This is a genomic window from Pseudomonas sp. GW460-LB5, assembly GCF_059423245.1.
On record NZ_JBWKXT010000035.1, the window covers coordinates 38,299 to 64,975 of the forward strand.

Sequence of the window (26,677 nt, forward strand, 5' to 3'; positions counted from 1 at the left end):
TGCATGCCCAAAGCAACCTGGCTAGTCACCTTGACTGCTGCTGCACTCATGCCGTTGTTGGCTCAGGCGGCCGCAGAGCAACAGTTTCACAGCGAAGAAGGCACGTTGACCGTCAGCACCCTGGCCGACGGCCTGCGCAACCCCTGGGCTCTGGCGTTTCTGCCAGGCGGCAAGGACATGCTGGTCACCGAACGCGCCGGCAACCTGCGGGTGGTCAACACTGAAGGCAAGGTCGGCCCGCCGATCAGCGGTGTGCCCAAGGTCTGGGCCGAGGGCCAGGGCGGCCTGCTGGATGTCGTGCTGTCGCCGGCGTTCGACAAGGACCGTACCGTGTACCTGTCTTACGCCGAAGAGGGCAGTGACGGCAAGGCCGGCACCGCCGTCGGCCGTGGCCAGCTGTCCGAAGACCGCGCCCGGCTGGAGAACTTTAGCGTGATCTTCCGCCAGCAGCCCAAGCTGTCGGTGGGCAACCACTTCGGCTCGCGCCTGGTCTTCGACCGTGACGGCTATCTGTTCATCGCCCTGGGTGAGAACAACCAGCGCGCCACTGCCCAGGACCTGGACAAGCTGCAAGGCAAGATCGTGCGCATTTTGCCGGATGGCGAAGTGCCCAAGGACAACCCCTTCGTTGGCAAGGACAGCGTGCGGCCGGAGATCTGGTCGTTCGGCCACCGCAACCAGCAGGGCGCCGCGCTGAACCCCTGGACCGGCAAGCTGTGGACCCACGAGCACGGCCCGCGCGGTGGCGACGAAATCAACATCCCCGAACCCGGCAAGAACTACGGCTGGCCGATTGCGACCCATGGCATCAACTATTCGCTGCTGCCGATCCCCGAGGCCAAGGGCAAGCATGTGCAAGGCATGGTCGACCCACACCATGTGTGGGAGAAGTCGCCAGGTATCAGCGGCATGGCGTTCTACGACAGCCCGACATTCAAGGCCTGGGACCATAACTTGTTCATTGGTGCGCTGGCGACACAGGAGCTGATCCGCTTGCAGCTGAAGGGGGACAAGGTCGTGCATGAGGAACGTTTGCTCGGTGACTTGAAGGCGCGTATCCGCGATGTGCGGCTGGGGCCGGATGGCTATATTTATGTGCTGACCGATGACAAGGACGGCGCACTACTCAAGGTGGGCCTGGCCGACTGACGCGGTCCCTGTAGGAGCGGCCTTGCGCCGCGATGGGCCGCAGAGCGGCCCCAACAATCTATGCTGCAATGCTGAAGTCCAGGGGCCGCTGCGCGGCCCATCGCGGCGCAAGGCCGCTTCTACAGGGACCTGTGTAGAATGCGGCCATGGCCATCACTCCCCAATCCCTTTACCAGCAAGCCCTGAGCACTCAGGGCTACGCTGACGACCCTGCCCAGGCCCGCGCCGTCGATGCCTTGCAGGCCTGTTTCCTGGCTGTCGAGCAGGGCCGCCCCACCCAGGGCATCTACCTCTGGGGCCCGGTCGGGCGGGGCAAGACATGGCTGATGGACCAGTTTCACCGCTGCCTGCGGGTACCCAGCCGGCGCCAGCACTTCCATCACTTCATGGCCTGGGTCCACCAGCGCCTGTTTCAGCTCAATGGAACCGCCGACCCATTGCTGGCGTTGGCCCGGGAACTGGCCGGGCAGATCCGTGTGCTGTGTTTTGACGAACTGTTCGTCAACGACATTGGTGACGCGATTATCCTGGGGCGTCTTTTCCAGGTGCTGTTCGACCAAGGCGTGGTGATTGTCGCCACGTCCAATCAGCCACCCGAGCAGCTCTACCGCGACGGCTTCAACCGCGAGCGGTTCGTGCCGGCCATCGCCGCGATCCAGCGGCACATGCAGGTACTGCCAGTGGCCGGCGAGCAGGACCACCGCCTGCACCCCGGTGCAGAGCGGCAGCGCTACTGGGTGGCAGCGACAGGGCAGGCCAGCCCGCTGGGCGAGGTGTTCTGCCAGCTCAGCCCGGATCACACGGGTACTGATCAACCCTTGGTTATCGGCTCCAGGCAGGTGCAGGTTGTGCGGCGCAGCGAGCAGGCTATCTGGTGCCGCTTCACCGACCTGTGCGAGCAACCGCTGGCGGCCATGGAATTCATGGCGCTTTGCGACCGTTTTCCGGCCATCCTGGTGTCGGGTATTCCGGCGCTGGGCGGTAAACAGCAGGCTGGTCGCATTGCCCGTGGCACTGAAGACGGCGCGGCGCGGGTGGTGGCAGGCGACCGCGAACTGCCGGCGCTGTCGCCCAAGGACGATGCGGTACGCCGTTTCATCGCCCTGGTCGATGAGTGCTACGACCGCCGTGTGGCACTGTACCTCGAGGCCGAGGTGCCGCTGGAAGAGCTGTATACGCAGGGGTATCTGGCATTCCCGTACCAGCGAACCTTGAGCCGGTTGCGGGAGATGCAACTACAGCGGTTTGGCTGAAGTGTGCTGGGGGCCGCTTTGCGGCCCATCGCGACGCAAGGCCGCTCCCACAGGTACGGCGCCGACGCTTAAACCTACGAATTACCTGTGAGAGCGGCCTTGTGCCGCGATAGGGGCGTAAAGCGCCCCCCGTTTCACTTGGCCAGCCACTCGACCAGCGTGCGGTTGAACCGCACGGGTTCTTCGATCTGTGGCGCATGCCCCATGCCTTCAAAAGTGATGAGTTCACCCTTGGGGATCAGCTTGGCCACCTGTGGCCCCAGCACGTCATACTTGCCCAGCTTCGCCTTTACCTCCGGCGGTGCGATGTCGCTGCCAATGGCTGTGGTGTCCTTGTCGCCGATCAGCAGCAAGGTCGGCATCTGCAGATCCTTGAACTCGTGGTACACCGGCTGGGTGAAAATCATGTCGTAGATCAGCGCCGAGTTCCATGCCACCGCTTCATGCCCCGGCCCCTTGTTCAGGCCTACCAGCATCTGTACCCAGCGCTCATACTCCGGCTTCCAGCGCCCGGCGTAGTAGGTCTTGCGTTCATACTCGCGCACCCCTTCGGCACTCAGCTTGAGCTCACGGGCATACCATTGGTCCACCGTACGATAGGGCACGCCCAGGGCTTTCCAGTCTTCCAGGCCAATCGGGTTGACCATGGCCAGGCGCTCGACCTGCTGCGGGTACATCAGCGCATAGCGGGTGGCGAGCATGCCACCTGTGGAATGGCCGAGCACGATGGATTGCCTGATACCCAGCTGTTCGAGCAAGGCATGGGTGTTTTCAGCCAGCTGCTGGAAGCTGTACTGGTAATGCGCTGGTTTGCTGGACGTGCAGAAGCCAACCTGGTCGGGGGCGATGACCCGGTAACCGGCCTTGCTCAGTGCGTCGATGGTGGTTTCCCAGGTGGCGGCGCAGAAGTTCTTGCCGTGCATCAGCACCACGCTGTGGCCGTTGGCCTGGCCTTGTGCGGGGACGTCCATGTAGCCCATCTGCAGGGGCTGGCCCTGGGATTTGAAGTCAAAATGCTTGAGTGGGTGCGGGTAGCTGAAACCTTCGAGCTGGGCGCCATAGGTAGGCGGCTCGGCGGCGATGGCCGGGCTGCCGACAAGGCAGGCCAGGGCCAGGGCGGTTGCGCGCAGCATGGGGGCACTCCGTGTAGGGCCATGTAGGAATAGGCGACTTTAGCAGCCAGGCGTGCGACGGGAACGTGAAAGGTGTTACCAGGCGTGAAACCAGCCCAGGGTAATCATCGTCAGCACCGCATAGCGGCCAGCCTTGGCCAGGGTCACCAGCAGCAGGAAGCGCCAGAACGGCTCTCGCATGATGCCGGCGATCAATGTCAGCGGGTCACCGATCACCGGCATCCAGCTGAGCAGCAACGACCATTGCCCCCAGCGCTGGTACCGCTGCTGCGCGCGCGCCAGTTGGGCAGCGTTGAAGGGGAACCAGCGCTTGTCGCGCAGGTGCTCGACGGCGCGGCCCAGTAGCCAGTTCACGACCGAACCCAGCACATTGCCCAGGGTGGCCACCAGCAGCAGGATTGCCCAAGCCTCGGGCTGGCGCAGCAACAGGCCGACCAGCACGGCCTCCGATTGCAACGGCAGCAGGGTGGCGGCGCCGAAGGCGCTGAGGAACAGCGCCCACAGGCTGAGCATCAGTAACTGGCGACGACGGTGTCCTGGCCATCCTGGGTGACCCCGATGACCTGGTAGGCATCCTTGTGGTCACCCATTTCCATACCGGGCGAGCCCATGGGCATGCCCGGCACGGCCAGGCCCTTGAGGTCGCTGCGCTTGGCCAGCAGGCGCACCTGTTCGGCCGGCACATGGCCTTCGACGAACTTGCCGTCGATCACCCCGGTGTGGCATGAGGCCAGGCGCGGCGCCACGCCCAGGCGCTGCTTGACCGCGCTCATGTTGGGCTCGACATGGTCGTTGACGCTGAAACCGTTGTCACGCAGGTGGCTGATCCAGGCCTTGCAGCAGCCGCAGTTGGGGTCGCGGTTGACGTCGATGGTCTCGGCGGCCTGGGCCAGGCCGGTGATGGCCAGCAGGCCCAGGGTCAGCAAGTGTTTGCGCAGCATGGTGAAGCACTCCTTTAAAAACGCAGGCGGATACCGGCAACCAGGCGGGTCTGGCCCAGGTCTTCGCCGTCTTCGCGGGCCTGGTCGGCACGCGTGCCGTGCAGTCGATTGAAACTGACCCCGACATAGGGGGCGAAGCCACGGGTGATCTCGTAGTGCAGGCGTAGGCCGACCTCGCTGTCGGCCAACCCTGCGCCTTGCTCGCGCCCGGCATCGTCGCGGCCGTAGAGGTTGGCTTCCAGGGTCGGTTCCAGTATCCAGAGGTTGGTCAGCAGCATAGCGTAAGCGGCCTCCAGGCGCAGCGCCGTCTGTTGCCGCTCGCCGGCGTAGGCGGTGGCTTGCAGCTCCAGGCCATACAACGGCGTGCCCTGGATGCCGAAAGCGGCCCAGGCCTGGCCGCTGGCGGGCTTGAAGTCCTGGCGTACGCCAGCCACCAGCTCCCACCACGGGCTCACGGCATGGCCCCACAGCGCTTGCAGTTCGGCCTTGTGCGTCTTGCCCTGCTCGCGCTCGCCTTCCGTGCGAAGCCACAGCCGGTCGATATCGCCGCCGACCCAGGCCGTAGCGTTCCAGTTCAGGGCGTTGCTGCTCTCGAAGTTCTGATATTCGAGCTTGTCGACGATCACGGCCCAGTTCAGCGCCCGGTCGTGCACTTGGTGCCCGGGCAGTGGCGGGAAGGCAGCCCGGCGGTCGGCGTCGGTGATTGCAGCCAAGGGCGTGCGCGGCGGGCTGGGCGTAGCCGGGCCATGGCCCATGCTTGCATGGTTCATTTGGCCATGGTTCATGTGCTCCATGCCGGCGGCCAGCGCGCGTTCACTGGCGAGCAGGGTCAGCAGGGTCACGCCGGCCACAATGCTGCGGTTGCGGGTGTCATTCATCGACGCGTACCTCGCGGAACATGCCGGTCTCCATGTGATAGAGCAGGTGGCAGTGGTAGGCCCAGCGGCCAAGGGCGTCGGCAGTCACCCGGTAGGAGCGTCGGCTGCCGGGCGGGATGTCGACGGTGTGCTTGCGCACCAGAAACTGGCCGTGCTCGTCTTCCAGGTCGCTCCACATGCCATGCAGGTGGATGGGGTGGGTCATCATGGTGTCGTTGACCAGGGTGATGCGCACCCGCTCGCCGTAGGTCAGGCGCAACGGCTCGGCATCGCTGAACTTGACGCCGTCGAACGACCAGGCGAAACGCTCCATGTGGCCGGTCAGGTGCAGCTCGATGTCGCGCGATGGCGCGCGGCCGTCCGGGTCGGGGTAGGGGCTGCGCAGGTCGGCGTAGGTCAGCACGCGCCGGCCGTTGTTGCGCAAGCCTATGCCGGGGTCTGCCAGGTTGGCGCGCGGTGCCATGGTTTGCATGTCCACCAACGGGTTACCGGTTTCGCTGGCCGAGTGTTGCTGCATCGCCGACATGGCAGCGTGGTTCATACCAGGCAGGTTGCTGTGGTCCATGCCCGCCATGTCGGCCATACCGCCGTGGCCCATGTCGTCCATGCTCAGCACCGGGCGCGGATCGGGTGCAGGCACCGGTGCCTGCAGCCCGGCGGCTCGGGCCAGGGTGCCGCGGGCGAAGCCGGTACGGTCCATGCTCTGGGCGAACAGGGTGTAGGCAGGTTGGTCGCCCACGGTCACCAGTACGTCGTAGGTCTCTGCCACGGCAATGCGCAGTTCATCCACGCTCACTGGCGTTACCGGCAAGCCGTCGGCGGCGATCACCGTCAGCGCAAGCCCGGGGATGCGGAAGTCGAAATAGGTCATGGCCGAGGCGTTGATCAGCCGCAGGCGCACGGTGTCGCCCGGCTGGAACAGGCAGGTGAAGTTACCCTCCGGCGGCTGGCCGTTGAGCAGGTAGGTGTAGGTGGCGGCGCTGATATCGGCGAGGTCGGTAGGGCTCATGCGCATGCGCGCCCAGGCCGTGCGCTCGGCAACGGTTGGGCCCCAGCCGTTGTCGGCGACGTCATCGATGAAATCGCCGACCGTGCGCTTGTGATAATTGTACGCGTCGGACTGTTTCTTCAGGGTGGCCATCAGCTTTTCCGGCGCCTGGTCCGACCAGTCGCTGAACAGCAGCACATGGTCGCGCTGGTAGCGGTGCGGTTCGGGTTCGCGTGGCTCGATCACGATGGCCCCGTACACCCCGGCCTGTTCCTGCAGTCCGGAGTGGCTGTGGTACCAGTAGGTACCGCTCTGGCGCAGGGTGAACTGGTACAAGTAGTCGCCGCCGGGTTCGATGCCGGCGAAGCTCAGGCCTGGTACGCCGTCCATGTTGGCGGGCAGGATGATGCCGTGCCAGTGGATCGAGGTGTCCTGCGCCAGGCGGTTGCGCACGCGCAGGGTCACGGTGTCGCCTTCGCGCCAGCGCAGTAACGGGCCGGGCAGGCTGTTGTTGAGGGTGAGCGCAGTGCGCGGGCGGCCGGTGATATTGACCGGGGTCTGGCCGATGAACAGCTCGAAGTGCTGGCCGGCCAGGTCTTGGCCTTCGGCCGCCTGAGCCAACGGGCGCCAAAGCCCCAGGCCCGCCAGCGTGGTGGCGGCGCCCAGGCCTTTGACGAAGGTACGGCGGGTGGGGGTGCGCAACATGGCGTGGCCTCATGCGGGGGAGCCACGATGTTCGCTGCAGGCGCCTGTCAGGTAGCTGAGGCGCACATTACAGCGTTGTCAGCTTGCCGCCTCGTCAGCGCGCAGGTCGCGCATCAGCAGGCCGTAGTCAAGGGCGACCTGCTCCGGGATGGGCAAGTACACCACATGGCCGTCGCCTGGCGCGACGTCGATGGCCTGCTGCTGGCGGTTGCGCAGGCGGTGCAGGTCGAAGTGATAGTTGCCACGCGGCGTCATCAGTTCCAAATGGTCACCCACGGCAAAGCGGTTCTTCACCTTGACCTCGGCCAAGCCATCGACACGTACGCCGGTCAGTTCGCCGACGAACTGCTGGCGCTCCGAGGCCGAGTTGCCGCGCTGGTAGTTCTGGTATTCGTCGTGCACGTGGCGGCGCAGAAAGCCTTCGGTGTAGCCGCGTTGCGCGAGGGATTCGAGGTTGCCCATCAAGGCACGGTCGAATGGCCGCCCGGCCACGGCGTCGTCGATCGCCTGGCGGTACGACTGTACTGCACGGGCACAGTAGAAGTGCGACTTGGTGCGGCCTTCAATCTTCAGCGAATGCACGCCCATGGCGGCCAGGCGCTCGACGTGCTGGATGGCGCGCAGGTCCTTGGCATTCATGATGTAGGTACCGTGCTCATCTTCGAAGGCCGGCATTTCGGTGTCGGGGCGGTTGCTTTCCTGCAGCAGGAAAACCTGTTCGGTAGGGGCGCCCAGGCCGAGGGTAGGCTGCACTTCGCGCACGATATCGCCGGTGGCATTCTCGGTGGCCGGGGTGGCGTCGTACTTCCAGCGGCAGGCGTTGGTGCAGGTGCCCTGATTGGCGTCACGCTTGTTGAGGTAGCCCGAGAGCAGGCAACGGCCGGAATAGGCCATGCACAGCGCGCCGTGGACGAACACCTCCAGCTCCATGCCCGGCACCCGCTGACGAATTTCCTCGATCTCTTCCAGGGACAGCTCGCGCGACAGGATCACCCGGCTCAGGCCCAGCTGCTGCCAGAACAGCACGCTGGCCCAGTTGACGGTGTTGGCCTGCACCGACAAATGCACCGGCATCTGCGGGAAGTGCTGGCGCACCAGCATGATCAGGCCTGGATCAGACATGATCAGTGCATCCGGCGCCATGTCGATGACCGGTGCCAGGTCCTTGAGGAAGGTCTTGAGCTTGGCGTTGTGCGGGGCAATGTTGACCACCACGTAGAAGCGCTTGCCCAGGGCATGCGCCTCCTGGATGCCCAGCGCCAGGTTGGCGTGGTCGAATTCGTTGTTGCGCACCCGCAAGCTGTAGCGCGGCTGGCCGGCGTAGACCGCGTCGGCGCCGTAGGCAAAGGCATAGCGCATGGTCTTGAGGGTGCCGGCAGGGGCCAGCAGTTCGGGCTTGGCGGTAGGGTTCATGTGCGTACCGGGGTAAAAAGGCCGGGATGCTAGGAGCGATGAACACGGTGCGTATTGATTTGCGTCAAGTGAGCGCGGCACTTTTGCCTGGGTGCCGTGCACTAATCACTCACAAGCCATGAGAGGAACTGCAATGAACGAAACCGCGCTACAGAACAAAGCCCTGGCAGTACTCCTGGCGTTGGTGACCATTGCCTTCTTCTGGATCCTGCTGCCGTACTACGGCGCAATCTTCTGGGCGGTGATCCTCGGCATCCTGTTCGCCCCTTTGCAGCGCCACCTGCTGATCCGCTTCGGGCGCCGACGCAACCTGGCGGCCGCCACGACCTTGCTGGTGTGCCTGCTGGTGGCTGTTCTGCCAGTGATCATCACCAGCGCGCTGCTGGTGCAGGAGGGGGCGTCGCTGTACCAGCGCATAGAGAGCGGGCAACTGGACATTGCCGGCTTTGTCGAGCATGGCAAGAACATGCTGCCGGCCTGGGCCCAGCATGGCCTGGACAGCGTGGGCATGGGCAACCTCGACGCGCTGCGTGACAAGATCACCAAGTGGGCCACCCAAGGCAGCCAGGTGCTGGCCACTCAGGCATTCAGCTTTGGTCAGGGCACGTTCGAGTTCGTGGTCAGCTTCGGCATCATGCTGTACCTGCTGTTCTTTTTCCTGCGCGAAGGCGCAGATGTGGCTCGCCGGGTGCGGCTGGCCGTGCCTCTGCCCGAGCACCAGAAACGTCGTTTGCAACTGAAGTTCAACCGTGTGGTGCGGGCGACGGTGAAAGGCAACGTATTGGTGGCCATTACCCAAGGGGCGCTGGGCGGGTTCATTTTCTGGGTGCTGGATATCCCCAGTGCACTGGTGTGGGCGGTGCTGATGGCGTTTCTGTCGCTGCTGCCGGCGGTGGGTGCGGGCATCGTCTGGGCACCGGTGGCCGCGTATTTCCTGCTGACCGGAGCGATACTGCCGGGAATTATCCTGACCGCGTTCGGAGTGCTGGTGATTGGGCTGGTGGATAACGTGCTGCGGCCGATCCTGGTGGGCAAGGACACGCGCATGCCGGACTACCTGATTCTGGTATCGACGCTGGGTGGGCTGGCAGTCTTCGGGCTCAACGGCTTCGTGATCGGGCCCTTGATCGCGGCGCTGTTCGTGTCCAGCTGGGCGATTTTTGCCGCAACCAAGCCGCAGGTGCAATTGCCACAGTAGGGGTTTACCGCAGCACCCAAGGTTGGGTTCAATGCCGTCACACCCGCCGCGATGGAAACAGCCAGATCGACAAGCCCAGCTACACCTACCAGGCAGTCTACCGCTACTTGCTCGACAGGATCGAAGCAGCGCCCTGCGATGTGGAGCAGCGCTTGCCGTCACTGCGCGAGCTGGCCCAGCGCTTGGGCGTTTCGGTATCCAGTACCAAGTACGCCTATGCACTGCTGGAGGACGAAGGGCGGGTGTATGCGCGCCCCAAGCTGGGCTACTTCAGCCGGCCCCGCGCCCCCGCCATGCGCGGGCAGCATTCACCGAGCCTGCTCGACACGGTGTTCGCCAGCGCCCGTCAGCCGGGCATGCTGGCCCTGGGCAGCGATGCGCCGGCCATGTTGCTGTCGCTGCAGCAGCCGCTACTGATGATTGAGCGCGAACTGGCGCGCCAATACCCGCACGCGTTGGTACCGCTGTTCCAGCCGTTCGGTGAGCCCGAGTTGCGCAGCGTGCTGGCCGACCGCTACACCCGCTCGGCGCAGCATTACTGGAGCGCCGATCAGGTGTTCATTGGCGCGGACCTGCGCAGCATTCTTGAATTGGCGTTACGCGCCCTCGACCTGGAAGGCCAGGTTGCGCTGGTGGAGTCACCCTGCAACTGGGCGGTGCTGAGGCAGTTGCAGGCTGCGCGCATGACCATCATCGAAGTGCCATTGGGTGAGGATGGGCGTTTCAATTTACAGCAGTTGCACCGGCTGCTATGCGATCAGCCGGTGCGCCTGGCAGTGCTGTCGTCAGCGGCCAATGTGCCGCAAGGTGGCGTGATGCCCGCGTCGGACAAGCAGCAGATTTGCCGCTGGCTGGCTGAGCACGCTGTGTGGTTGTTCGAAAACGATGGCTACGGCGATTTGTGTTTCGACGCTTCAGCGCCGCGCTACCGGGACTTCGCCGACCCTGACCGGGTGCTGGTGTTTTCGACCTTCGACAAGCTGATCGGCGCGGAGGCGCCCTTTGGCTACCTGCTTTGCCGGCAGCATAATGAGCGTTTGCAGCAGTTGTGCCTTGAACGCGCCTTTCGTTTGTCGCCGATTCGCCAAAAGGCCATCGCCAGGCTGTTCGTCTCGCGCCGGGTCGAGCGGCACGTACAGCGCTTGCGGCCCTTGCTGCGTGAACGCCTGCAGCAGATGAAGGCGCTGCTGGACGTGTACGGCCAGGGCTGCCTGCGCATCACTGAGCCTCAAGGCGGGGCCTGCCTGTGGTTTCAGGCGGCCCGGCCGGTGGATATGCGCCGGGTCTTCGAGCGGCTGCTGGCACAACGCATCGTCATCGCCCCCGGGGAGCTCTTCAGCCAGTGCGGCCTATGGCGCAGCCACCTGCGGTTGTGCTGCACAGTGGACTGGAGCAAGGACATTGCCCTGGCACTGCAATGCCTGGTCAGGGCTATTCAGGACGAAGCTCAAGCCCCGTAGCAGTGGTGCAAGGCCGGGAACGCCCCATCGCGCACTTCGTCTGCATAGCGGGCGCAGGCCTCGCGGATCACCTGGCCGACGTCGGCATACTGCTTGACGAAGCGTGGCACGTGGTCACCCCCTAGCCCCAGCAGGTCCTCGGTGACCAGCACCTGCCCATCGCAGGCGGGTGAGGCGCCAATGCCAATGGTCGGTTTGTGGCTGGCCTGGGTGATGGCGCGCGCCACGGGCTCGGCCACGCCTTCGAGCAGCAGGCTGAAAGCACCGGCGTGCAGGTTGGCCTGCGCATCGGCCCGCAGCGCTGCAGCGCTGTCAGGGCTAAGCCCTTGGGCCTTGTAGCCGCCCATGGCATTGACGAACTGCGGCATCAGGCCGATGTGCGCCATGATCGGGATACCCCGGGCGACCAGGAATTCGACGGTGCTCGCCAACGCCTGGTTGGCCTCCAGCTTGAGCGCGTCGCAGCCAGTGCTGGCCAATACCTGGGCGCAGTTGCGAAAAGCTTGCTCGTGGGATTCCTGATAGCTGCCAAACGGCATGTCGGCGATTACGCAGGCCAGGCGGGTGCTGTCGACCACGGCGCGAGTATGGGCGATGGTTTCGTCCAGGCGCATGCCCAGGGTGGACGGGCGGCCGTAGCCGACCATGGCCGTGGAATCGCCGACCAGTATGAAGTCGACCAGCGGGTCGATCACCTGGGCGATGGCGCTTGAGTAGGCGGTGAGCGAAACGATCTTCTGCCGGCCTTTCATGGCGACCAGTTGCGGGACGGTAAGGCGGCTGGTGCGGGTGTGTGTGCTCATTGGGGGCTGGGCATCTCAGGACAGGGATGGCCCATTGTCGGGAGCTTGCAGCGGCAACTCAATGTACAGATCCAGGCTGAAAAGCGACCCAGATTACCTGCTTGATTCGGCCGGCTTTGCAGTATTTTGTGGGAGCGGCACTGTGTGGCGATCGGGCCGCAGCGCGGCCCCTCGGATTCAGCAAAAAGGCCTGGATTGCTGGGGCTGCTGCGCAGCCCGATCGCGACACAAGGCCGCTCCTGCAGGCCTTTCGCACGGCCTCAGAAGGCCTGTGGCATCTCGCCTTTGGCCAGGCGCCGGTTGATGTCGGCGATCACTTCGGGCAGGTCGTTGATGGTGTCGATGAGGTAGTGCGGGCGCGAGCCGGCAAACAGCGCATGGATACGCTGGCGCTCGCTTTCCAGCTGCTCGGCACTCAGTGCCTGGAAGCCTTCCCAGGTCAGCCCCAGCGCGTTGCCCGAGCACACCAGTGCCACGGTCCACATGCCGGCACGGCGGCCTTCGAGAATGCCTGGCACGGTATCGTCGACTTTCACGCAGGCCGCCACATCGTCGATGCCCAGTGCAATCACGTTGGCCAGGGCCTGGGCCGGCCAAGGTCGGCCGTTAGGCGTCTCGTCGGTGGCCACCACGTGGTCGGCCACGTAGCCGTTCTGCGCCGCCAGTTCCACCACCTTGTCCATCACTACCTTCGGATAGCCCGAGCACGAGCCGATCTTCAGGCCGTCCTGGCGCAGCCCGGTGAGGGTGTCCAGCGCACCGGGGATTAGCGCCGAGTGCACGGCGATCTTCTCGATCTGCAGCGGCATGAAGCGGTTGTAGATGGCGGTCACGTCATCGTCGGTCGGCGTGCGGCCGAACACCTTGCGGTAGCGCTCGGCAATTTCCGGCACGTCGCACAAGGTGCGGATGTGGTCCCACTTGCCCATGCCCATCGGCCCTCGGGCCTCTTCGATGGACACCTGCACGTCGAATTCGGCAAAGGCCTCGACAAAAATCTGGGTAGGGGCGAACGAGCCGAAATCGACCACGGTGCCAGCCCAGTCGAGGATGGCAGCTTGCAGTTGTGTAGGGTTGCTGTAGTTCATGTGCGCAAATTCCTGAATTCAGGTGGGCAAAGGGTCAGATGTCCAGTACTTCCATTTCCCGCAGCACTTCGGCCACGGCATTTACGGCGGCCTGCATGCCATCGGCACCGACCACGCCGATGCAGCCGACGCGGAAGGTTTCGACCTGGGTCAGCTTGCCCGGGTAGAGAATGAAGCCCTTGGCCTTGACCCGTTCGTAAAAGTCCTTGAACTGGTAGCGGGCGTCGTTCGGTGCGTGGAAAGTGACGATGATCGGCGCCTGGATATCGGCCGGCAGGAAGCTGCGCAGGCCAATGGCGGCCATGCCGTCGAGCAGGGTCTTGCAGTTGTCGGCATAGCGTTGGTGGCGCGCAGGCAGGCCGCCTTCTTCGTTGTATTGCTGCAGCGCCTCGTGCAGGGCCGCGACCACGTGCGTGGGCGGGGTGAAGCGCCACTGGCCGGTCTTGGCCATGTAGGCGTGCTGGTCGTAAAGGTCCATGGCCAGCGAGTGGGCATTGCCTTCGGCGGCAGCCAGGGCGGCTTTTTCGGCGAAGACGAAGCCCATGCCAGGTACGCCTTCCAGGCACTTGCCGGAGGCGGCGATCAGCGCTTCGAAGGGGATTTCGCGGGCATCGATCGGCAGCGCGCCGAATGAACTCATGGCATCGATGATCAGGCGCTTGCCGTGGCGTTTGATCACCTGGGCGATCTCGGGCAGCGGGTTGAGGATACCGGTACTGGTTTCGCAGTGGATCAATGCCACGTGGGTGACGGCGGGGTCGGCAGCCAGCAGGCGGTCGACATCGGCAGCCGTGGTCGGCTGGTCTTCGGCGGTTTCGAAGGTGCTGTAGCTGCGGCCCACCACTTTGCAGATCTTCGCCAGGCGCTGGCCATAAGCGCCATTGATCAGCACCAGGACCTTGCCATCGCGTGGCACCAGGGTGCCGATGGCCGCTTCCACGGCGAAGGTGCCGCTGCCTTGCAGGGGCACGCAGTGGTGGCTGGCGCTGCCGTCGATGATCGCCAGCAGTTGCTCGCAGACGCTGGCAGTCAGCTGGTTGAAGTCGCGGTCCCAGGAGCCCCAGTCCACCAGCATGGCTTGGCGGGTGCGGATTGATGTGGTCAAGGGACCTGGGGTCAGCAGAATCGGGGCGTTGCTCATTCCGTTATTCCTCGCAAGCGGTGGGTTGAAACTACGAGGCCTAGGTTGCAATTCGCGCTGCCATCAATCAAATTGTTTGTTGTTATCCCAGCTATAAGTCAGGCCGATAAATATGAACCTGTTTCAGCTACGTGCGTTCGATGCAGTGGCCCGTGAGGGCAGCTTTACGCGAGCCGCCGAGCGCCTGTTCATCAGCCAGCCGGCAGTGACCGGGCACGTCAAGGCGCTGGAGGAGCACTACCAGATCACCTTGTTGAGGCGCACCGCACGGCGCGTTGAGTTGACCGAAGAGGGTACGCGACTGGCGGCCATCACCCGGGCCATGTTCGGCTTGGCGGAAGAGGCGCAGGCCATGCTGGAAGCCAACCGGCAGTTGCTGACCGGGCGCTTGGAGGTGGCCGCCGATGGCCCGCACCGGGTCATGCCCATGCTGGCGCAGTTACGTCAGCGCTACCCCGGTATCACGGTCAATTTGCGGCTGGGTAACGCTCAAGAGACGCTGGCGGCCCTGTTGTCCGAGCATGCCGACGTGGCGGTACTGACTGAGATCGAGCCACGCAAGGGCCTGTATCTTCAGAACCTGTGCGAATCCCGTTTGTGCGCGCTGTTGCCGGCAGGGCACGCCTGGGCGGGCGGCGAAGGTGACCTGGCCCTGACCGGGCTGCACCAGCAAATCATGGTGCTGCGCGAACCCAGCTCCACTACCCGGCGCACCTTCGACAAGGCCTGCGCTACAGCCGGCGTGCAGCCGAGGGTGCAGCTGGAGCTGGACAGCCGTGAGGCGGTCACCGAGGCAGTGGCATCGCAGCTGGGCATCGGGGTGGTGTCGTCTACGGAAGTGGCGAACGACCCCCGGGTGGTGGCGCGACCGCTAGGCGGGCAGGGTCTGGTCAACCAGCACATGGTTGGCTGCCTGGAGCGGCGCCGTGAGTTACGCTTGATCCAGGCATTCCTGGGCCTGGCGGCCAGCCTTTGAGCCGGGCCGAGATGGCGGTATGACTGATGGACTGCAGATGAGCGAGAAAGACACCATTTCCATGCAACTGGTGCGTGAGGCCTTGTTGCAGACCTGCCCGGCGGGTGAGCCGGATGCCGCGTTGCTGGCCCGTGCCGGTATCGACGCCGGGCAGTTGCAGGCCCCGGATGCACGGGTCAGCGCCGAGACCTATGCCCGGCTCTGGCGGTTGCTGGCACGGCGTTGCAACGACGAGTTCTTTGCCATGGACCCGCGTGGCCTGCGCAGCGGCAGCCTGGCGTTTCTGTGCCGGGCGAGCATGGCCCAGCCAACCTTGGGCGAGGGCCTGGAAACCGCGCTGGCGTTTCTTTCGCTGATGCTCGAGGACCTGCAGCCGAGCCTGGTGCGTCAGCAGGGCCTGGCCGAGATTGTCATCAATGAGCCGCGTGACCTGCCACGGCGCCCGTTCACCTACTTCACCTTCTGGATGATCGTGCATGGCGTGGCCTGCTGGCTGGCCGGGCGACGCATCGCCATCCTGGCCATTGAGCTGCGCTGTGCCGAGCCGCCGTACTGTGACGATTACCGGGTGATGTTTTCGCAGAACCTGCAGTTCGAGCGGCCGCGCACCCGCATGATCATCAGTGCCGATTGCCTTGACGTGCCACTGCGTCGCAGCCCCGAGGACCTGCAGCGTTTTCTGGCCGAGGCGCCCGGCAACATCCTGGTCAAGTACCGTGATCCGGCCAGCCTGGCGCGGCGTATCCGCGCCGACTTGCTGCAACTGGACCCGTCCCGTTGGCCGGATGCCGACGCCCTGGCACGACATTTGTGCCTGTCTCCGTCAACCTTGCGTCGTCGGTTGGCGGAGGAAGGGCAGAGCTACCAGGTACTCAAGGACAGTGTCCGGCGCGAACTTGCCATTGCCTGGTTGAGCCGGGAAGAGGTGGCCATGGGTGAGATTGTCGAGCGTCTGGGGTTTGCCGACAGCAGTTCGTTCTACAAGGCATTTCGCAAGTGGTTCGGCTGCAACCCTGGGCATTACCGTGCGCTGATCCAGGCCCGGGGAGCGGCAGGCTGTATTGAGGCTCCCGCTGCCACTGGCGGTGGGTGAAGGCAGGGAGTCGATCGTTGCCCATCAAGGGCATCGATGATGCAAGCGGTGGCGGGTCGTGGGCACGGTCGTATTTCCTCGTGCCTTGGGCAGTGCGAGTTGGCGAGCATGCCAGCCCCAACCCTTCGCTCCCGGCACATCCATGACTTCCAGCACTTCGAACGCCATCATCAGCCATGAACAAGCAACTGATGATTTCATCGCAGCCAGGCTTCCCGACTGGCTAAAGCGGGCCAGCCAGGCTCAGATCGGCGCCCTGCGCGCCAGCCTCAACGCCCATCACGCCAGCCAGGCCCGTCTGCGCGGGCTTACGCTGACCCTTGAGCCTCTGCAGGTGTTCGCTGAAAAGCACCTGCTGGGCGTGCTGGTCAAGCCACTGCCCACAGGCATGACCCTCGCAGCACTGGAATGGCTGCAGGTATCACCGCGTTTCGGCACGATGCCCGGCACTCTTCAGCAGACTTACCACTACTCGGCGACCCGCCAGGATGGCTTGCTGAGGCTGATGGGCAACTTCGGCCCTGACGAATCGTTTTACCAGGGCACCGGGCTGGTGTCCCCTGGCCGGGACGCCGTGTTGACCGGCACGCCCGAGCAACTGGTTGCGACATGCCGGGCGCTGGATGTGGGCCAGCTTTACCAGGCCGAGCTGCAGCGCACGTTCAACGCGACCACCGAAGGCATCCTTGCGCAGGACAAACGTTCGGGTCTGGCACTGGCTGCGCAGGTTGCGACGCTCAAGGGCGATATCGACGAGCAGGTGCAGCAGGCCTTGACCAAGATGGTTGAGGGTGGGGGTGCCCATGCCGACACGGGCCTGCATGCCTACCCCGGGTTGCTGGAGGTGTTGGGGCAGCGTGTTGCTGACGGGCTGTTCATTCGTTTGCGAGACAGTGTGGGCCAGGACCGAGGTGTGGTCCTCTACCTGCCCAGCGATCCCGTGCAGGCGCTGCGCCGCTTCGACTCCACACAGGCCATGAACACTGCGATGGTTGCAGCATTGCAAGAGAAGGCCTACCGGGATTACTTCATGCAGCTGATCAGCCTGCGACATCGCGCGAGCATCGCAGGCAGGCTGCATACACGCCTGGAGGATGCCCAGCCCGATCTGGCGTTGGAGGGCGCGACTGAGTCTGGGGACTTGTTCGCCGCGCTGGCCGCGCAACAGTTGCAAAGGGTCAAGGACGACGCCCGGCTGTTACTGGTCCCTACTGCGGACGCTGACGCGGCTGCCGCCCGCGCTCGTCATGCGGCCTGGCATGGCGCAGGGCTCGATTTGCTCAACCTGGCGGGGCTTTTCATCCCTGTGGTAGGCGCGCTACTGCTTGGCCAACTGGTGGCGCAGACACTTGGCGAGGTATTCGAGGGCGTCAAGGACTGGACCCGCGGGCACCAGCACGAAGCCCTCGAGCATATGCTGGGGGTTGCCGAAACGGTGGCTGCGACGGCGTTGACCGCAGCCAGTGTGAGTTTTCTGCGAAGTACCTTTGTCGATGGCTTGCAGCCTGTGAACGTGGGGGGGCGGCGCGGCCTGCTGTGCTCCGATGACATCACAGCCTATGAGTCCAACCCAGGCACCATCGCCCTGCGTGATGATGGGCTTTATGGTGACGAGAGCAGGCGCTGGATGCGCCGGGGTCAGCGTTATTATGAAGTTCAGCGCAGTGAGCCTGAAGCCCCGTACCGCCTGCGTCACCCTGGTGCAAGCAACGGTTACGGGCCGCTGGTTTTGCACAACGGCGAACGCGGCTGGCGCCTGCTGCGCGATCAACCGCAACGCTGGAACGACGTGCGCAGCATGCTCGATAGCCTGTGGCCGCAGCATCCCGCCATTGATGCACAGCAGGCGGCGCAAGTGCTGCGGGTTGCCGGTGTGGATACCGAGGAGTTGCGGGGCGTGCTGGTAGAAAACCGGCCGGCGCCAGTAAACCTGCGTGAGACTTTGCGGCGCTTCGAAGCCCATGCGCGTATCGAGTCGTTCTTTACTCGTCTGGCCAGCTACTCGCTGGCCACACAGGACAGTGCGTTGCTGGAGTGGTGTCAGGCCCATGCTGCCAGTACCGACAGCGATACCCTGCTGCGTCAGCGAGCTGCCCTGCAGGGGCCTCTTCTGGAGCACCTGAGCACGCCACCCGCTGCCGACGACAGGCTGCTGACCTTGGTAAAACGTGATTTCGCCGGTTTGCCGGAGGCCTACGCACAGGCGCTGGTCGCGCAGGCCAGTGAAGGCGACCGGTTGCTGACGACGTCAAGCGGGCGTGTGACGCTGGGCCTCGCGGAAAAGGCCCGCTCCCTGCTTCGCCTGGCCAGACTGAACCGTACGCTGGAGGGGCTTTACCTGCCCGGCAGCTACTGCAACGAAACCGGTCAACTGGCTTTCGCCCTGCTTCAGGGCGAGCTGGCAAGCCGCGCAGGTGTGCCTCCCGAAACGCTCAGCCTGGAGCTGCGCGACAATGCACCGGACGGGCGTTTGCTAAAGGCCATAGGCACCGCTGTCGACCCCCTTGTGCGCAGGATAGTGGTGCATAAAGACGGATGCTTCCATCTTTATGATGGCCTGGGGCGTGGGCTGCCGTTCGGCGCAGGTGACCCGGCAAGCCTTTACGAAACGCTTGCAGCGGTGTTGGCGCCTGAGCATTGCGCGGCGCTTGGCATGGCTCACGGCGATGTTGGGTCACAGCTACGCCAGCGTCTGCTCGCCCGGCTTCCTGCTACGCACCAGGGGGTTGCCGAACTCTTGCAATGGCCGACACAGGTGCAATGGTTGAACCCTGGACGACGCTTGCCAGATGGCCGGGTTGGCTATCTGCTCAATGGCCGCACCGGGGCCGACAGCCGTTCATTTGCTGCGCGGGTTCGGGAGCGTTTGCGCCAGCTTTATCCAGGGTTGGATGATGTGCAGCTGGACCAGGAGCAGGCGCTTCTTGCCAATGGGCCGCGGCCGGTCTACGAGCGCCTCGTAGAGCTGGAAGATGACCATGACCAGTTGATTCGCCACCTCAACCGCTGGTGCAGCGCAGAACTGAACGAGGGGCGCCAGATACTTCGCCGGCAGGTCGTCGGCGCCATTCTGCGGGCTTGGCGCTTGCAGGGAGACTGGATATACAACGATGCGGGCACACCGACAGGTCAGCGCCTGTCGCTGAGTGGCCTGCAGCTCAGCAGTTTGCCGGAGCTGCCGCCTGTCATTGACTTCCACCGTGTAACCAGCCTGCGGTTGTACGAGTCGGCGGTCGATGTGGTGCCAGTGAACTTCTTGCGCCCGTTTACCACGCTGAGCGAGCTGGACATGAGTTTCAACCGGCTGCGCAACATTCCGCTCGGGATCGCTCACCTGCCGCAACTCCAGCGCTTGCGCCTGGCGCATAACCAGATCCGTCTCGACGCGCAGGCGGTCGAGGTCTTGCAGGCACTGCCTGGCTTGTCCCATCTTGACTTGAGCTACAACCGGCTGGAACACCTCTACCTGAACCTCAACCATTTTTCGGCAATGACTCACTTGAACCTGCGGCACTGCCGGCTGGCGACCTGGCCCGACCACATCGAGCTGTGCGGCCTTTTGGTGCGCTGTGACCTGAGCGACAATCAGCTACGGGAACTACCGGAGGCGGTGTTGGCCATGCCTCATGCCTGGCGCCGGGCGCTTGTCGTCGACCGTAACCCCCTGACAGGGGTCCAGTTGCAACGGTTGTTCGCGCTGGATCCCATCGAGGAACACGGACATTTGCCAGAGTCGATGGCCCGTGTCGACTTGCTTCATGCACGCGCCTTGTGGCTGCAGCATGTCGCCGATAACGACCGAATGGCGTGCGCAGCGCTGTGGGACGGCCTGTTGGCCGACCCGGACAGCGTAGGCTTTTTCCGTATTTTAGCGTGGCTGGAGCATACGGCTGATTATGACCCGGCAGCCACCGGAGGCGGCCGGGAAGCACTTGCGCGTGAAGTATGGGCCGCGCTGCGGGCCATGGAGGGCAGTCCGGGGTTGCGGATACGGGTTTTTGAAGAGTGCAATCAGCCTGTTTCCTGCTCGGACATGGTCATCGATCGTTTCAGTCACGTGAATATTCGGGTCTTGCTGGCCCAGGCTGAAACCGATGCGCTAGACCTGACGAAACGGGGACAGTTGATGGCATTCGGCCGGCAGCTGTTTCGGCTTGATCAGGTTTGGCAGGAGGCCAGCCGAGCGATATTGCGCCAGGGCGGCGCGGGTGAACAGGTGGGGCGCTCGGCCTTGTCACTGGCATACCGTGTACGCCTGCGCGAACGTCTGGGTTTGCCCGGTCAGCCGCGGGCGATGCGCTACCCGGACTCTGCCGGGTTGAGCGACCAGCACGTCAACAGTGTTGCCGCAGCTGTCCTCGCCAGTGAAGACTTCGAGGCGCTGACTCAAAGCCTGGCGAGTCGCCTGTTCTGGCAAACCTGCCTTCGTGAGCAGCACCGGGCGCTGTTCGAGGCACTCAGAGCCGACTATCTGCAGCGCAGGGCGGACTTGCGCATTGTGCAGCCACCCATTGCGGCCGAACAACTGCGTTCTCAGCTTGCTGATCTGGATGAGCAGGAACTGCGCGATACACAGCGATTGCTGACAGGGCTGACCGAGTCTTACCTGCACAGCCTGGGCCGGGGTGCCAGCTGACCTGCAAGGCGGCCAAACCAGTCATCCAGATTGACAGCTTTGGCCATTGCCGCGGGGCTTGAGCGGCGCGAACATCGTCGGACCGATGGTTAACACCAAAAACAAGAAACCAGGAGTCCGACGATGCGCGATTACACCGAGGCTGCTCGTGCGTTCGACCACGCTCAGGCTGCCAGTGCGGCGCTGCATGGCGACCTCGAAGCCCTCAATGCCTGTGTTGAATGCTGTGACCGCCATGCCGGTGACGGCAAGCTGGCGCTAATCTACGAAGACCGCAATGGCAACACAGCACGGTACAGTTTTGACCAGCTCAAGGCGCAGTCTGCCCGATTTGCCAATGTGCTCAAAACCCAAGGCGTGGGTCCAGGTGACCGGGTGGCTGGTTTGATGCCGCGCACTCCCGAGCTTCTTGTCACCATCCTCGCCACCTGGCGCCTGGGCGCGGTGTACCAGCCTTTGTTCACTGCCTTCGGCCCCAAGGCTATCGAGCACCGCCTTGAGCAGTCGCATGCCCGCGTAGTCGTTACCGACAGCCTCAACCGTAGCAAGCTGGACGATGTGCATGCCTGCCCGACCATCATCACAGTCAATGCCCGCGTCGGCGAGCTGGACTTCCAGCAGTGTCTGGAGCGTGCCGCGAACGACTGTGATCCGGTAATGCGCGCGGGTAGCGACCCGTTCTTGCTGATGTTCACATCAGGCACCACCGGCCCGGCGAAACCGTTGGAGGTGCCGCTGCGGGCCATCGTCGCGTTTAAGGGTTACATGCGCGACGCCATCGGCCTGCGCAGCGAAGACAACTTCTGGAACCTGGCAGACCCGGGCTGGGCCTACGGCCTTTATTACGCGGTCACCGGCCCATTGTCGCTGGGCCATGCAACCACGTTCTACGATGGCCCGTTCAGCGTCGAAAGCTGCGCGCGGGTCATCGACAAGCTGGGTATCACCAACCTGGCAGGCTCGCCCACCGCCTACCGCATGTTGATTGCAGCCGGCAGTGCTTTCTCGGCGCCGGTCAAGGGCCGCCTGCGCGTGGTCAGCAGTGCAGGTGAGCCGCTCAATCCAGAGGTGATCCGCTGGTTCGCCAATGAGCTGGGCGTGACCATCCACGACCATTATGGCCAGACCGAACTGGGTATGGTGCTGTGCAACCATCACGGTCTGTCACACCCTGTGCACCTGGGGTCTGCAGGCGTCGCTATCCCCGGCCATCGCATTGTGGTGCTGGACGAGCAAGCTAACGAACTGCCGGCCGGTCAACCGGGCATCCTTGCCGTCGACCGCGAGCAATCGCCACTTTGCTGGTTCGGTGGCTACCACGGTTTGCCGACCAAGGCGTTCATCGGCAAGTACTACCTCAGTGGCGACACTGTAGAGCTCAACGCGGATGGCAGCATCAGTTTCGTTGGCCGCAGCGATGATGTGATTACCACTTCCGGTTACCGCGTCGGGCCGTTCGACGTCGAAAGCGCGTTGATCGAGCACCCCGCGGTGGTGGAGGCCGCCGTCATCGGCAAGCCGGACCCGGAACGTACCGAGCTGATCAAGGCTTTCGTGGTGCTGGCTGAAGGCGTCGGCGGTTGTGCCGAGCTGGAAGAAGCGCTGCGTCAGCATGTACGCCAGCGCCTGTATGCCCATGCTTACCCCCGCGAAATCGAATTCGTCAGCGAGCTGCCCAAGACCCCGAGCGGCAAGCTGCAACGCTTCATCCTGCGCAACCAGGAAGTCGCCAAACAACAAGCGCAACAGGCCACCCCTGCCAGCGCCTGAAAGGAAACCGATCATGCAGATAGCCAATAAACACTTCATTGTCAGCGGCGCCGCCTCCGGGCTGGGTGCTGCCACTGCGCAGATGCTGGTCGAGGCCGGCGCCAAGGTCATGCTGGTCGACCTCAATGCCCAGGCCGTCGAGGCCAAGGCCCGTGAGCTGGGTGACAACGCCCGCTTCGCCGTGGCCGACATCAGCGACGAGCAGGCTGCGCAGGCGGCCGTCGACGCAGCCGTCAGTGCCTTCGGCAGCTTGCATGGCCTTGTCAATTGTGCCGGCATCGTCGGTGCCGAGAAGGTGCTGGGCAAACAGGGGCCACATGGCCTGGCCAGCTTCGCCAAGGTCATCAACGTCAACCTGATCGGCAGCTTCAATTTGCTGCGCCTGGCTGCTGCAGCCATGGCTGAAGGGGCTGCCGATGAGGCCGGCGAGCGTGGCGTGATCATCAATACCGCCTCCATCGCTGCCTATGACGGCCAGATCGGTCAGGCGGCCTACGCTGCCTCCAAGGGTGCCATTGCCAGCCTTACCTTGCCGGCCGCGCGCGAACTGGCACGTTTCGGCATCCGCGTGATGACCATCGCTCCGGGCATCTTCGAAACGCCGATGATGGCTGGCATGACCGAGGAAGTGCGTGCTTCGCTGGCTGCCGGCGTGCCGTTCCCGCCACGCTTGGGGCGCCCTCAGGAATACGCTGCGCTGGCCCGTCACATCATCGAGAACAGCATGCTCAACGGCGAGGTGATCCGCCTCGACGGTGCACTGCGCATGGCTGCCAAGTAAGGAGAGCGAACATGACCCTCGCCAATGATCCGATTGTTATCGTCAGCGCCGTGCGCACGCCCATGGGCGGCCTGCAGGGCGACCTGAAAAGCCTGACTGCGCCACAACTGGGCAGTGCGGCCATTCGTGGTGCCGTGGAACGTGCCGGCATCGATGCTGCCAGTGTCGAGCAAGTGCTGTTCGGCTGCGTGCTGCCGGCTGGCCTTGGCCAGGCGCCGGCACGCCAGGCTGCACTGGGTGCCGGGCTGGACAAGCACACCACCTGTACCACCCTGAACAAGATGTGCGGTTCGGGCATGCAGGCCGCGATCATGGCCCATGACCTGCTGCTGGCCGGCACCGCAGACGTGGTGGTGGCGGGTGGCATGGAAAGCATGACCAACGCCCCGTACCTGCTGGACAAAGCCCGTGGCGGCTACCGCATGGGCCATGGCAGGGTCATCGACCACATGTTCATGGACGGCCTGGAAGACGCTTATGACAAAGGCCGCCTGATGGGCACCTTCGCCGAAGATTGCGCCCAGGCCAACGGCTTCAGCCGCGAAGCCCAGGACCAGTTCGCCATCGCCTCGCTTACCCGTGCCCAGGACGCGATCAGCAGTGGCCGCTTTGCCGCCGAAATCGTGCCGGTGGAAGTCACCGAGGGCAAGGAAAAGCGCGTCATCAAGGACGACGAGCAGCCGCCCAAGGCGCGCCTGGACAAGATTCCGCAGCTCAAGCCTGCCTTCCGTGAAGGGGGTACGGTGACCGCAGCCAACGCCAGTTCGATTTCCGACGGTGCCGCGGCGCTGGTGCTGATGCGGCGCTCCGAAGCTGACAAGCGCGGCCTCAAGCCATTGGCAGTGATCCATGGCCACGCGGCCTTCGCCGACACCCCGGCGCTGTTCCCGACCGCGCCGATAGGGGCTATCGACAAACTGATGAAACGCACCGGCTGGAACCTGGCCGACGTCGACCTGTTCGAGATTAACGAGGCCTTCGCCGTGGTCACCTTGGCGGCCATGAAACACCTTGACCTGCCCCATGACAAGGTCAACATCCATGGCGGCGCCTGCGCCCTTGGCCACCCCATCGGCGCCTCCGGCGCACGCATCCTGGTGACCTTGCTGTCGGCCCTTCGCCAGAACAACCTGCGCCGCGGCGTGGCGGCCATTTGCATTGGCGGCGGCGAGGCCACGGCCATGGCTGTCGAATGCCTGTACTGAGGTGAACCATGCTGGTAACTGACGAGCAACAACAGATCGCCGACGCGGTACGCGCCTTTGCCCAGGAACGGCTGAAACCTTTTGCCGAGCAGTGGGACAAGGAACACCGCTTCCCCAAGGAGGCCATCGAAGAGATGGCGGAGCTGGGCCTTTTCGGCATGCTGGTCCCGGAGCAGTGGGGCGGCAGTGACACCGGTTACGTGGCCTACGCCATGGCCCTGGAAGAAATCGCCGCTGGCGATGGTGCCTGCTCGACCATCATGAGCGTGCACAATTCGGTGGGCTGTGTACCCATCCTGCGGTTTGGCAGCGAGCAGCAGAAGGCGCAGTTCCTCACGCCCCTGGCAACTGGCGCGATGCTGGGTGCCTTTGCCCTCACCGAACCGCAGGCTGGCTCCGATGCCAGCAGCCTGAAGGCCCGTGCGCGTCTGGACGGTGACCACTATGTGCTCAATGGCAGCAAGCAGTTCATCACCTCCGGGCAGAACGCCGGGGTTGTGATCGTGTTTGCCGTGACGGATCCGGAGGCTGGCAAGCGTGGGATCAGCGCATTCCTCGTGCCCACCGATTCACCGGGCTACCAGGTAGCACGGGTCGAGGACAAGCTCGGCCAGCACGCGTCCGACACCTGCCAGATTGTCTTCGACAACGTGCAGGTGCCGGTGGCCAACCGCCTGGGCGCAGAAGGCGAGGGCTACAAGATTGCCCTGGCCAACCTTGAAGGCGGGCGCATCGGTATTGCCTCGCAGGCCGTGGGCATGGCCCGTGCCGCGTTCGAAGTGGCGCGTGACTACGCCAAGGAGCGGCAAAGCTTTGGCAAGGCGCTGATCGAGCACCAGGCCGTGGCCTTCCGCCTGGCCGACATGGCGACGAAAATTGCCGTGGCCCGGCAGATGGTGCTGCACGCCGCCGCCCTGCGTGACGCCGGGCGCCCGGCGCTGGTGGAAGCGTCGATGGCCAAGCTGTTTGCCTCGGAAATGGCCGAAAAGGTCTGTTCGGATGCCTTGCAGACCCTGGGCGGTTATGGCTATCTGAGTGACTTCCCGCTGGAGCGGATCTACCGCGACGTTCGGGTTTGCCAGATCTACGAAGGCACCAGCGACATTCAGCGCATGGTCATTGCGCGCAATCTTTGAAGGAGCAGACTGCATGGCATTCGAAACCATCCTGTTGGACATTCACGGCAAGGTCGGCCTGATTACCCTCAACCGCCCGCAGGCGCTGAACGCGCTGAACGCGCAGATTGTTGGCGAGATCAACCAGGCTCTGGACCAGCTTGAGCGTGACCCGAACATCGGTTGCGTGGTGCTGACAGGCTCGGCCAAGGCCTTTGCCGCTGGCGCCGACATCAAGGAAATGGCTGAACTGCAATACCCGCAGATCTACGTCGATGACCTGTTCAGCGATGCCGACCGCATTGCCAACCGACGCAAGCCGATCATTGCAGCAGTGTCCGGCTTTGCTCTGGGCGGCGGCTGCGAGTTGGCCATGATGTGTGACTTTATCCTCGCGGCGGACAACGCCAAATTTGGTCAACCGGAAATCAACCTAGGGGTGCTGCCCGGCATGGGCGGGACCCAGCGGCTCACCCGTGCGGTGGGCAAGGCCAAGGCCATGGAACTGTGCCTGACCGGGCGCCTGATGGGGGCTGAGGAGGCCGAGCGTGCTGGCCTGGTGGCGCGCATTGTGCCGCAGGCGGAGTTGGTCGAAGAGGCGCTGAAAGTGGCGGCGACCATTGCCAGCAAGTCGATTCCGGTGAGCATGATGGTCAAGGAGAGCGTCAATCGCGCGTTCGAAGTTACCCTCAGCGAGGGTGTGCGCTTTGAGCGTCGGGTGTTCCATGCGGCCTTCTCTACCGAAGACCAGAAAGAAGGCATGGCCGCATTCATCGCCAAGCGCGAGGCGCAGTTCAAGGATCGTTGATTAGACTCGGTTCGTGCCGTTGCCGTTGCCGTTGTTTTTGCTTCTAAGCGCGCGGTAGTTCAGGCGACGCAGATTGCGACTTCAGGAGGCCGAGCGCAGGGCTTGCGTAGGGAGGTGACGGGCATGGATGCCCGTCAAGCGCT

The 26,677-nt window shown here is 64.1% G+C and carries 21 protein-coding genes; 12 read left to right on the top strand and 9 right to left on the bottom strand.

Annotated features, from left to right (window positions below):
• Nucleotides 1-3 precede the first annotated feature (3 nt).
• Nucleotides 4-1,149: a PQQ-dependent sugar dehydrogenase gene (locus AC07XM_RS20125; RefSeq protein ID WP_102689637.1), complete on the top strand. Its 1,146-nt coding sequence runs from the start codon at nucleotides 4-6 to the stop codon at nucleotides 1,147-1,149.
• Nucleotides 1,150-1,295: 146 nt separating this feature from the next.
• The gene (gene zapE / locus AC07XM_RS20130) at nucleotides 1,296-2,402 is read left to right on the top strand and encodes a cell division protein ZapE (RefSeq protein ID WP_102689636.1); all 1,107 of its coding nucleotides are present in this window, start codon (nucleotides 1,296-1,298) and stop codon (nucleotides 2,400-2,402) included.
• Between the two features lie 134 nt (nucleotides 2,403-2,536).
• Here the strand turns inward: zapE and AC07XM_RS20135 are convergent, their stop codons facing one another.
• The 6 genes from AC07XM_RS20135 to trhP all read right to left on the bottom strand — a co-directional run bounded on the left by AC07XM_RS20135 (nucleotide 2,537) and on the right by trhP (nucleotide 8,460).
• Nucleotides 2,537-3,535: an alpha/beta fold hydrolase gene (locus AC07XM_RS20135; RefSeq protein WP_102689635.1), complete on the bottom strand. Its 999-nt coding sequence runs from the start codon at nucleotides 3,533-3,535 to the stop codon at nucleotides 2,537-2,539.
• A 75-nt stretch (nucleotides 3,536-3,610) separates the two neighbouring features.
• Entirely contained in the window at nucleotides 3,611-4,048 is a 438-nt protein-coding gene (locus tag AC07XM_RS20140; protein WP_016485805.1) for a YqaA family protein, read from the bottom strand.
• Nucleotides 4,048-4,476 carry a DUF411 domain-containing protein gene (locus tag AC07XM_RS20145; protein ID WP_102689634.1) on the bottom strand — a complete coding sequence of 143 codons (429 nt, stop codon included), beginning with the start codon at nucleotides 4,474-4,476 and terminating at the stop codon, nucleotides 4,048-4,050. The genes AC07XM_RS20140 and AC07XM_RS20145 overlap by 1 nt, the downstream gene beginning before the upstream one ends.
• A 14-nt stretch (nucleotides 4,477-4,490) precedes the next feature.
• Nucleotides 4,491-5,354, bottom strand: a complete 864-nt coding sequence (locus tag AC07XM_RS20150; protein ID WP_096425843.1) for a copper resistance protein B — start codon at nucleotides 5,352-5,354, stop codon at nucleotides 4,491-4,493.
• The gene (locus AC07XM_RS20155; RefSeq protein WP_371919281.1) at nucleotides 5,347-7,044 is read right to left on the bottom strand and encodes a copper resistance system multicopper oxidase; all 1,698 of its coding nucleotides are present in this window, start codon (nucleotides 7,042-7,044) and stop codon (nucleotides 5,347-5,349) included. Before AC07XM_RS20155 ends, AC07XM_RS20150 begins: the two co-directional genes overlap by 8 nt.
• Nucleotides 7,045-7,125: 81 nt before the next feature.
• The gene (gene trhP, locus AC07XM_RS20160; protein WP_102689632.1) at nucleotides 7,126-8,460 is read right to left on the bottom strand and encodes a prephenate-dependent tRNA uridine(34) hydroxylase TrhP; all 1,335 of its coding nucleotides are present in this window, start codon (nucleotides 8,458-8,460) and stop codon (nucleotides 7,126-7,128) included.
• A gap of 133 nt (nucleotides 8,461-8,593) precedes the next feature.
• On the opposite strand from trhP, the gene AC07XM_RS20165 reads away from it, so the two are divergent.
• Entirely contained in the window at nucleotides 8,594-9,658 is a 1,065-nt protein-coding gene (locus AC07XM_RS20165) for an AI-2E family transporter (protein WP_016485810.1), read from the top strand.
• A 107-nt stretch (nucleotides 9,659-9,765) separates the two neighbouring features.
• On the top strand, nucleotides 9,766-11,118 hold the full coding sequence (locus tag AC07XM_RS20170) for an aminotransferase-like domain-containing protein (RefSeq protein WP_219735841.1): 1,353 nt from the start codon (nucleotides 9,766-9,768) through the stop codon (nucleotides 11,116-11,118).
• On the opposite strand, the gene panB is transcribed toward AC07XM_RS20170, so the two are convergent.
• From panB to AC07XM_RS20185, 3 genes are all read right to left on the bottom strand, one after another.
• Nucleotides 11,106-11,921 (bottom strand): 3-methyl-2-oxobutanoate hydroxymethyltransferase, encoded by an 816-nt coding sequence (panB, locus tag AC07XM_RS20175; RefSeq protein WP_070086434.1) that lies wholly within the window; start codon nucleotides 11,919-11,921, stop codon nucleotides 11,106-11,108. The genes AC07XM_RS20170 and panB overlap by 13 nt on opposite strands.
• Before the next feature lie 260 nt (nucleotides 11,922-12,181).
• On the bottom strand, nucleotides 12,182-13,009 hold the full coding sequence (gene phnX, locus AC07XM_RS20180) for a phosphonoacetaldehyde hydrolase (protein ID WP_016485813.1): 828 nt from the start codon (nucleotides 13,007-13,009) through the stop codon (nucleotides 12,182-12,184).
• Nucleotides 13,010-13,043: 34 nt separating this feature from the next.
• Nucleotides 13,044-14,150: a 2-aminoethylphosphonate--pyruvate transaminase gene (locus AC07XM_RS20185; protein ID WP_016485814.1), complete on the bottom strand. Its 1,107-nt coding sequence runs from the start codon at nucleotides 14,148-14,150 to the stop codon at nucleotides 13,044-13,046.
• Between the two features lie 112 nt (nucleotides 14,151-14,262).
• On the opposite strand from AC07XM_RS20185, the gene AC07XM_RS20190 reads away from it, so the two are divergent.
• From AC07XM_RS20190 to AC07XM_RS20225, 8 genes are all read left to right on the top strand, one after another.
• Entirely contained in the window at nucleotides 14,263-15,126 is an 864-nt protein-coding gene (locus tag AC07XM_RS20190; protein ID WP_016485815.1) for a LysR substrate-binding domain-containing protein, read from the top strand.
• A 37-nt stretch (nucleotides 15,127-15,163) separates the two neighbouring features.
• A complete protein-coding gene (locus AC07XM_RS20195) occupies nucleotides 15,164-16,219 on the top strand; it encodes an AraC family transcriptional regulator (protein ID WP_102689631.1) in 1,056 nt (351 codons plus the stop codon).
• A 142-nt stretch (nucleotides 16,220-16,361) separates the two neighbouring features.
• A complete protein-coding gene (locus tag AC07XM_RS20200) occupies nucleotides 16,362-20,855 on the top strand; it encodes an NEL-type E3 ubiquitin ligase domain-containing protein (protein WP_102689630.1) in 4,494 nt (1,497 codons plus the stop codon).
• 123 nt (nucleotides 20,856-20,978) lie between these two features.
• The gene (locus AC07XM_RS20205; RefSeq protein ID WP_102689629.1) at nucleotides 20,979-22,625 is read left to right on the top strand and encodes an acyl-CoA synthetase; all 1,647 of its coding nucleotides are present in this window, start codon (nucleotides 20,979-20,981) and stop codon (nucleotides 22,623-22,625) included.
• Between the two features lie 13 nt (nucleotides 22,626-22,638).
• Nucleotides 22,639-23,406, top strand: coding sequence for an SDR family NAD(P)-dependent oxidoreductase (locus AC07XM_RS20210; protein ID WP_016485819.1), 768 nt, complete (start codon nucleotides 22,639-22,641; stop codon nucleotides 23,404-23,406).
• A gap of 11 nt (nucleotides 23,407-23,417) precedes the next feature.
• Complete coding sequence (locus AC07XM_RS20215; RefSeq protein WP_016485820.1) at nucleotides 23,418-24,611, top strand: acetyl-CoA C-acyltransferase; 1,194 nt, start codon at nucleotides 23,418-23,420, stop codon at nucleotides 24,609-24,611.
• 8 nt (nucleotides 24,612-24,619) lie between these two features.
• Entirely contained in the window at nucleotides 24,620-25,747 is a 1,128-nt protein-coding gene (locus tag AC07XM_RS20220) for an acyl-CoA dehydrogenase (protein WP_096425848.1), read from the top strand.
• Nucleotides 25,748-25,760: 13 nt separating this feature from the next.
• Nucleotides 25,761-26,534, top strand: a complete 774-nt coding sequence (locus AC07XM_RS20225) for an enoyl-CoA hydratase (protein ID WP_003250095.1) — start codon at nucleotides 25,761-25,763, stop codon at nucleotides 26,532-26,534.
• Nucleotides 26,535-26,677 lie beyond the last annotated feature (143 nt).

Coding starts and splice junctions, on each gene's coding strand:
- AC07XM_RS20125 (WP_102689637.1), top strand. CDS start 4: ATGCCCAAAGCAACCTGGCTAGTCACCTTGACTGCTGCTGCACTCATG.
- zapE (WP_102689636.1), top strand. CDS start 1,296: ATGGCCATCACTCCCCAATCCCTTTACCAGCAAGCCCTGAGCACTCAG.
- AC07XM_RS20135 (WP_102689635.1), bottom strand. CDS start 3,535: ATGCTGCGCGCAACCGCCCTGGCCCTGGCCTGCCTTGTCGGCAGCCCG.
- AC07XM_RS20140 (WP_016485805.1), bottom strand. CDS start 4,048: ATGCTCAGCCTGTGGGCGCTGTTCCTCAGCGCCTTCGGCGCCGCCACC.
- AC07XM_RS20145 (WP_102689634.1), bottom strand. CDS start 4,476: ATGCTGCGCAAACACTTGCTGACCCTGGGCCTGCTGGCCATCACCGGC.
- AC07XM_RS20150 (WP_096425843.1), bottom strand. CDS start 5,354: ATGAATGACACCCGCAACCGCAGCATTGTGGCCGGCGTGACCCTGCTG.
- trhP (WP_102689632.1), bottom strand. CDS start 8,460: ATGAACCCTACCGCCAAGCCCGAACTGCTGGCCCCTGCCGGCACCCTC.
- AC07XM_RS20165 (WP_016485810.1), top strand. CDS start 8,594: ATGAACGAAACCGCGCTACAGAACAAAGCCCTGGCAGTACTCCTGGCG.
- panB (WP_070086434.1), bottom strand. CDS start 11,921: ATGAGCACACACACCCGCACCAGCCGCCTTACCGTCCCGCAACTGGTC.
- phnX (WP_016485813.1), bottom strand. CDS start 13,009: ATGAACTACAGCAACCCTACACAACTGCAAGCTGCCATCCTCGACTGG.
- AC07XM_RS20185 (WP_016485814.1), bottom strand. CDS start 14,150: ATGAGCAACGCCCCGATTCTGCTGACCCCAGGTCCCTTGACCACATCA.
- AC07XM_RS20190 (WP_016485815.1), top strand. CDS start 14,263: ATGAACCTGTTTCAGCTACGTGCGTTCGATGCAGTGGCCCGTGAGGGC.
- AC07XM_RS20195 (WP_102689631.1), top strand. CDS start 15,164: ATGAGCGAGAAAGACACCATTTCCATGCAACTGGTGCGTGAGGCCTTG.
- AC07XM_RS20200 (WP_102689630.1), top strand. CDS start 16,362: ATGACTTCCAGCACTTCGAACGCCATCATCAGCCATGAACAAGCAACT.
- AC07XM_RS20205 (WP_102689629.1), top strand. CDS start 20,979: ATGCGCGATTACACCGAGGCTGCTCGTGCGTTCGACCACGCTCAGGCT.
- AC07XM_RS20210 (WP_016485819.1), top strand. CDS start 22,639: ATGCAGATAGCCAATAAACACTTCATTGTCAGCGGCGCCGCCTCCGGG.
- AC07XM_RS20215 (WP_016485820.1), top strand. CDS start 23,418: ATGACCCTCGCCAATGATCCGATTGTTATCGTCAGCGCCGTGCGCACG.
- AC07XM_RS20220 (WP_096425848.1), top strand. CDS start 24,620: ATGCTGGTAACTGACGAGCAACAACAGATCGCCGACGCGGTACGCGCC.
- AC07XM_RS20225 (WP_003250095.1), top strand. CDS start 25,761: ATGGCATTCGAAACCATCCTGTTGGACATTCACGGCAAGGTCGGCCTG.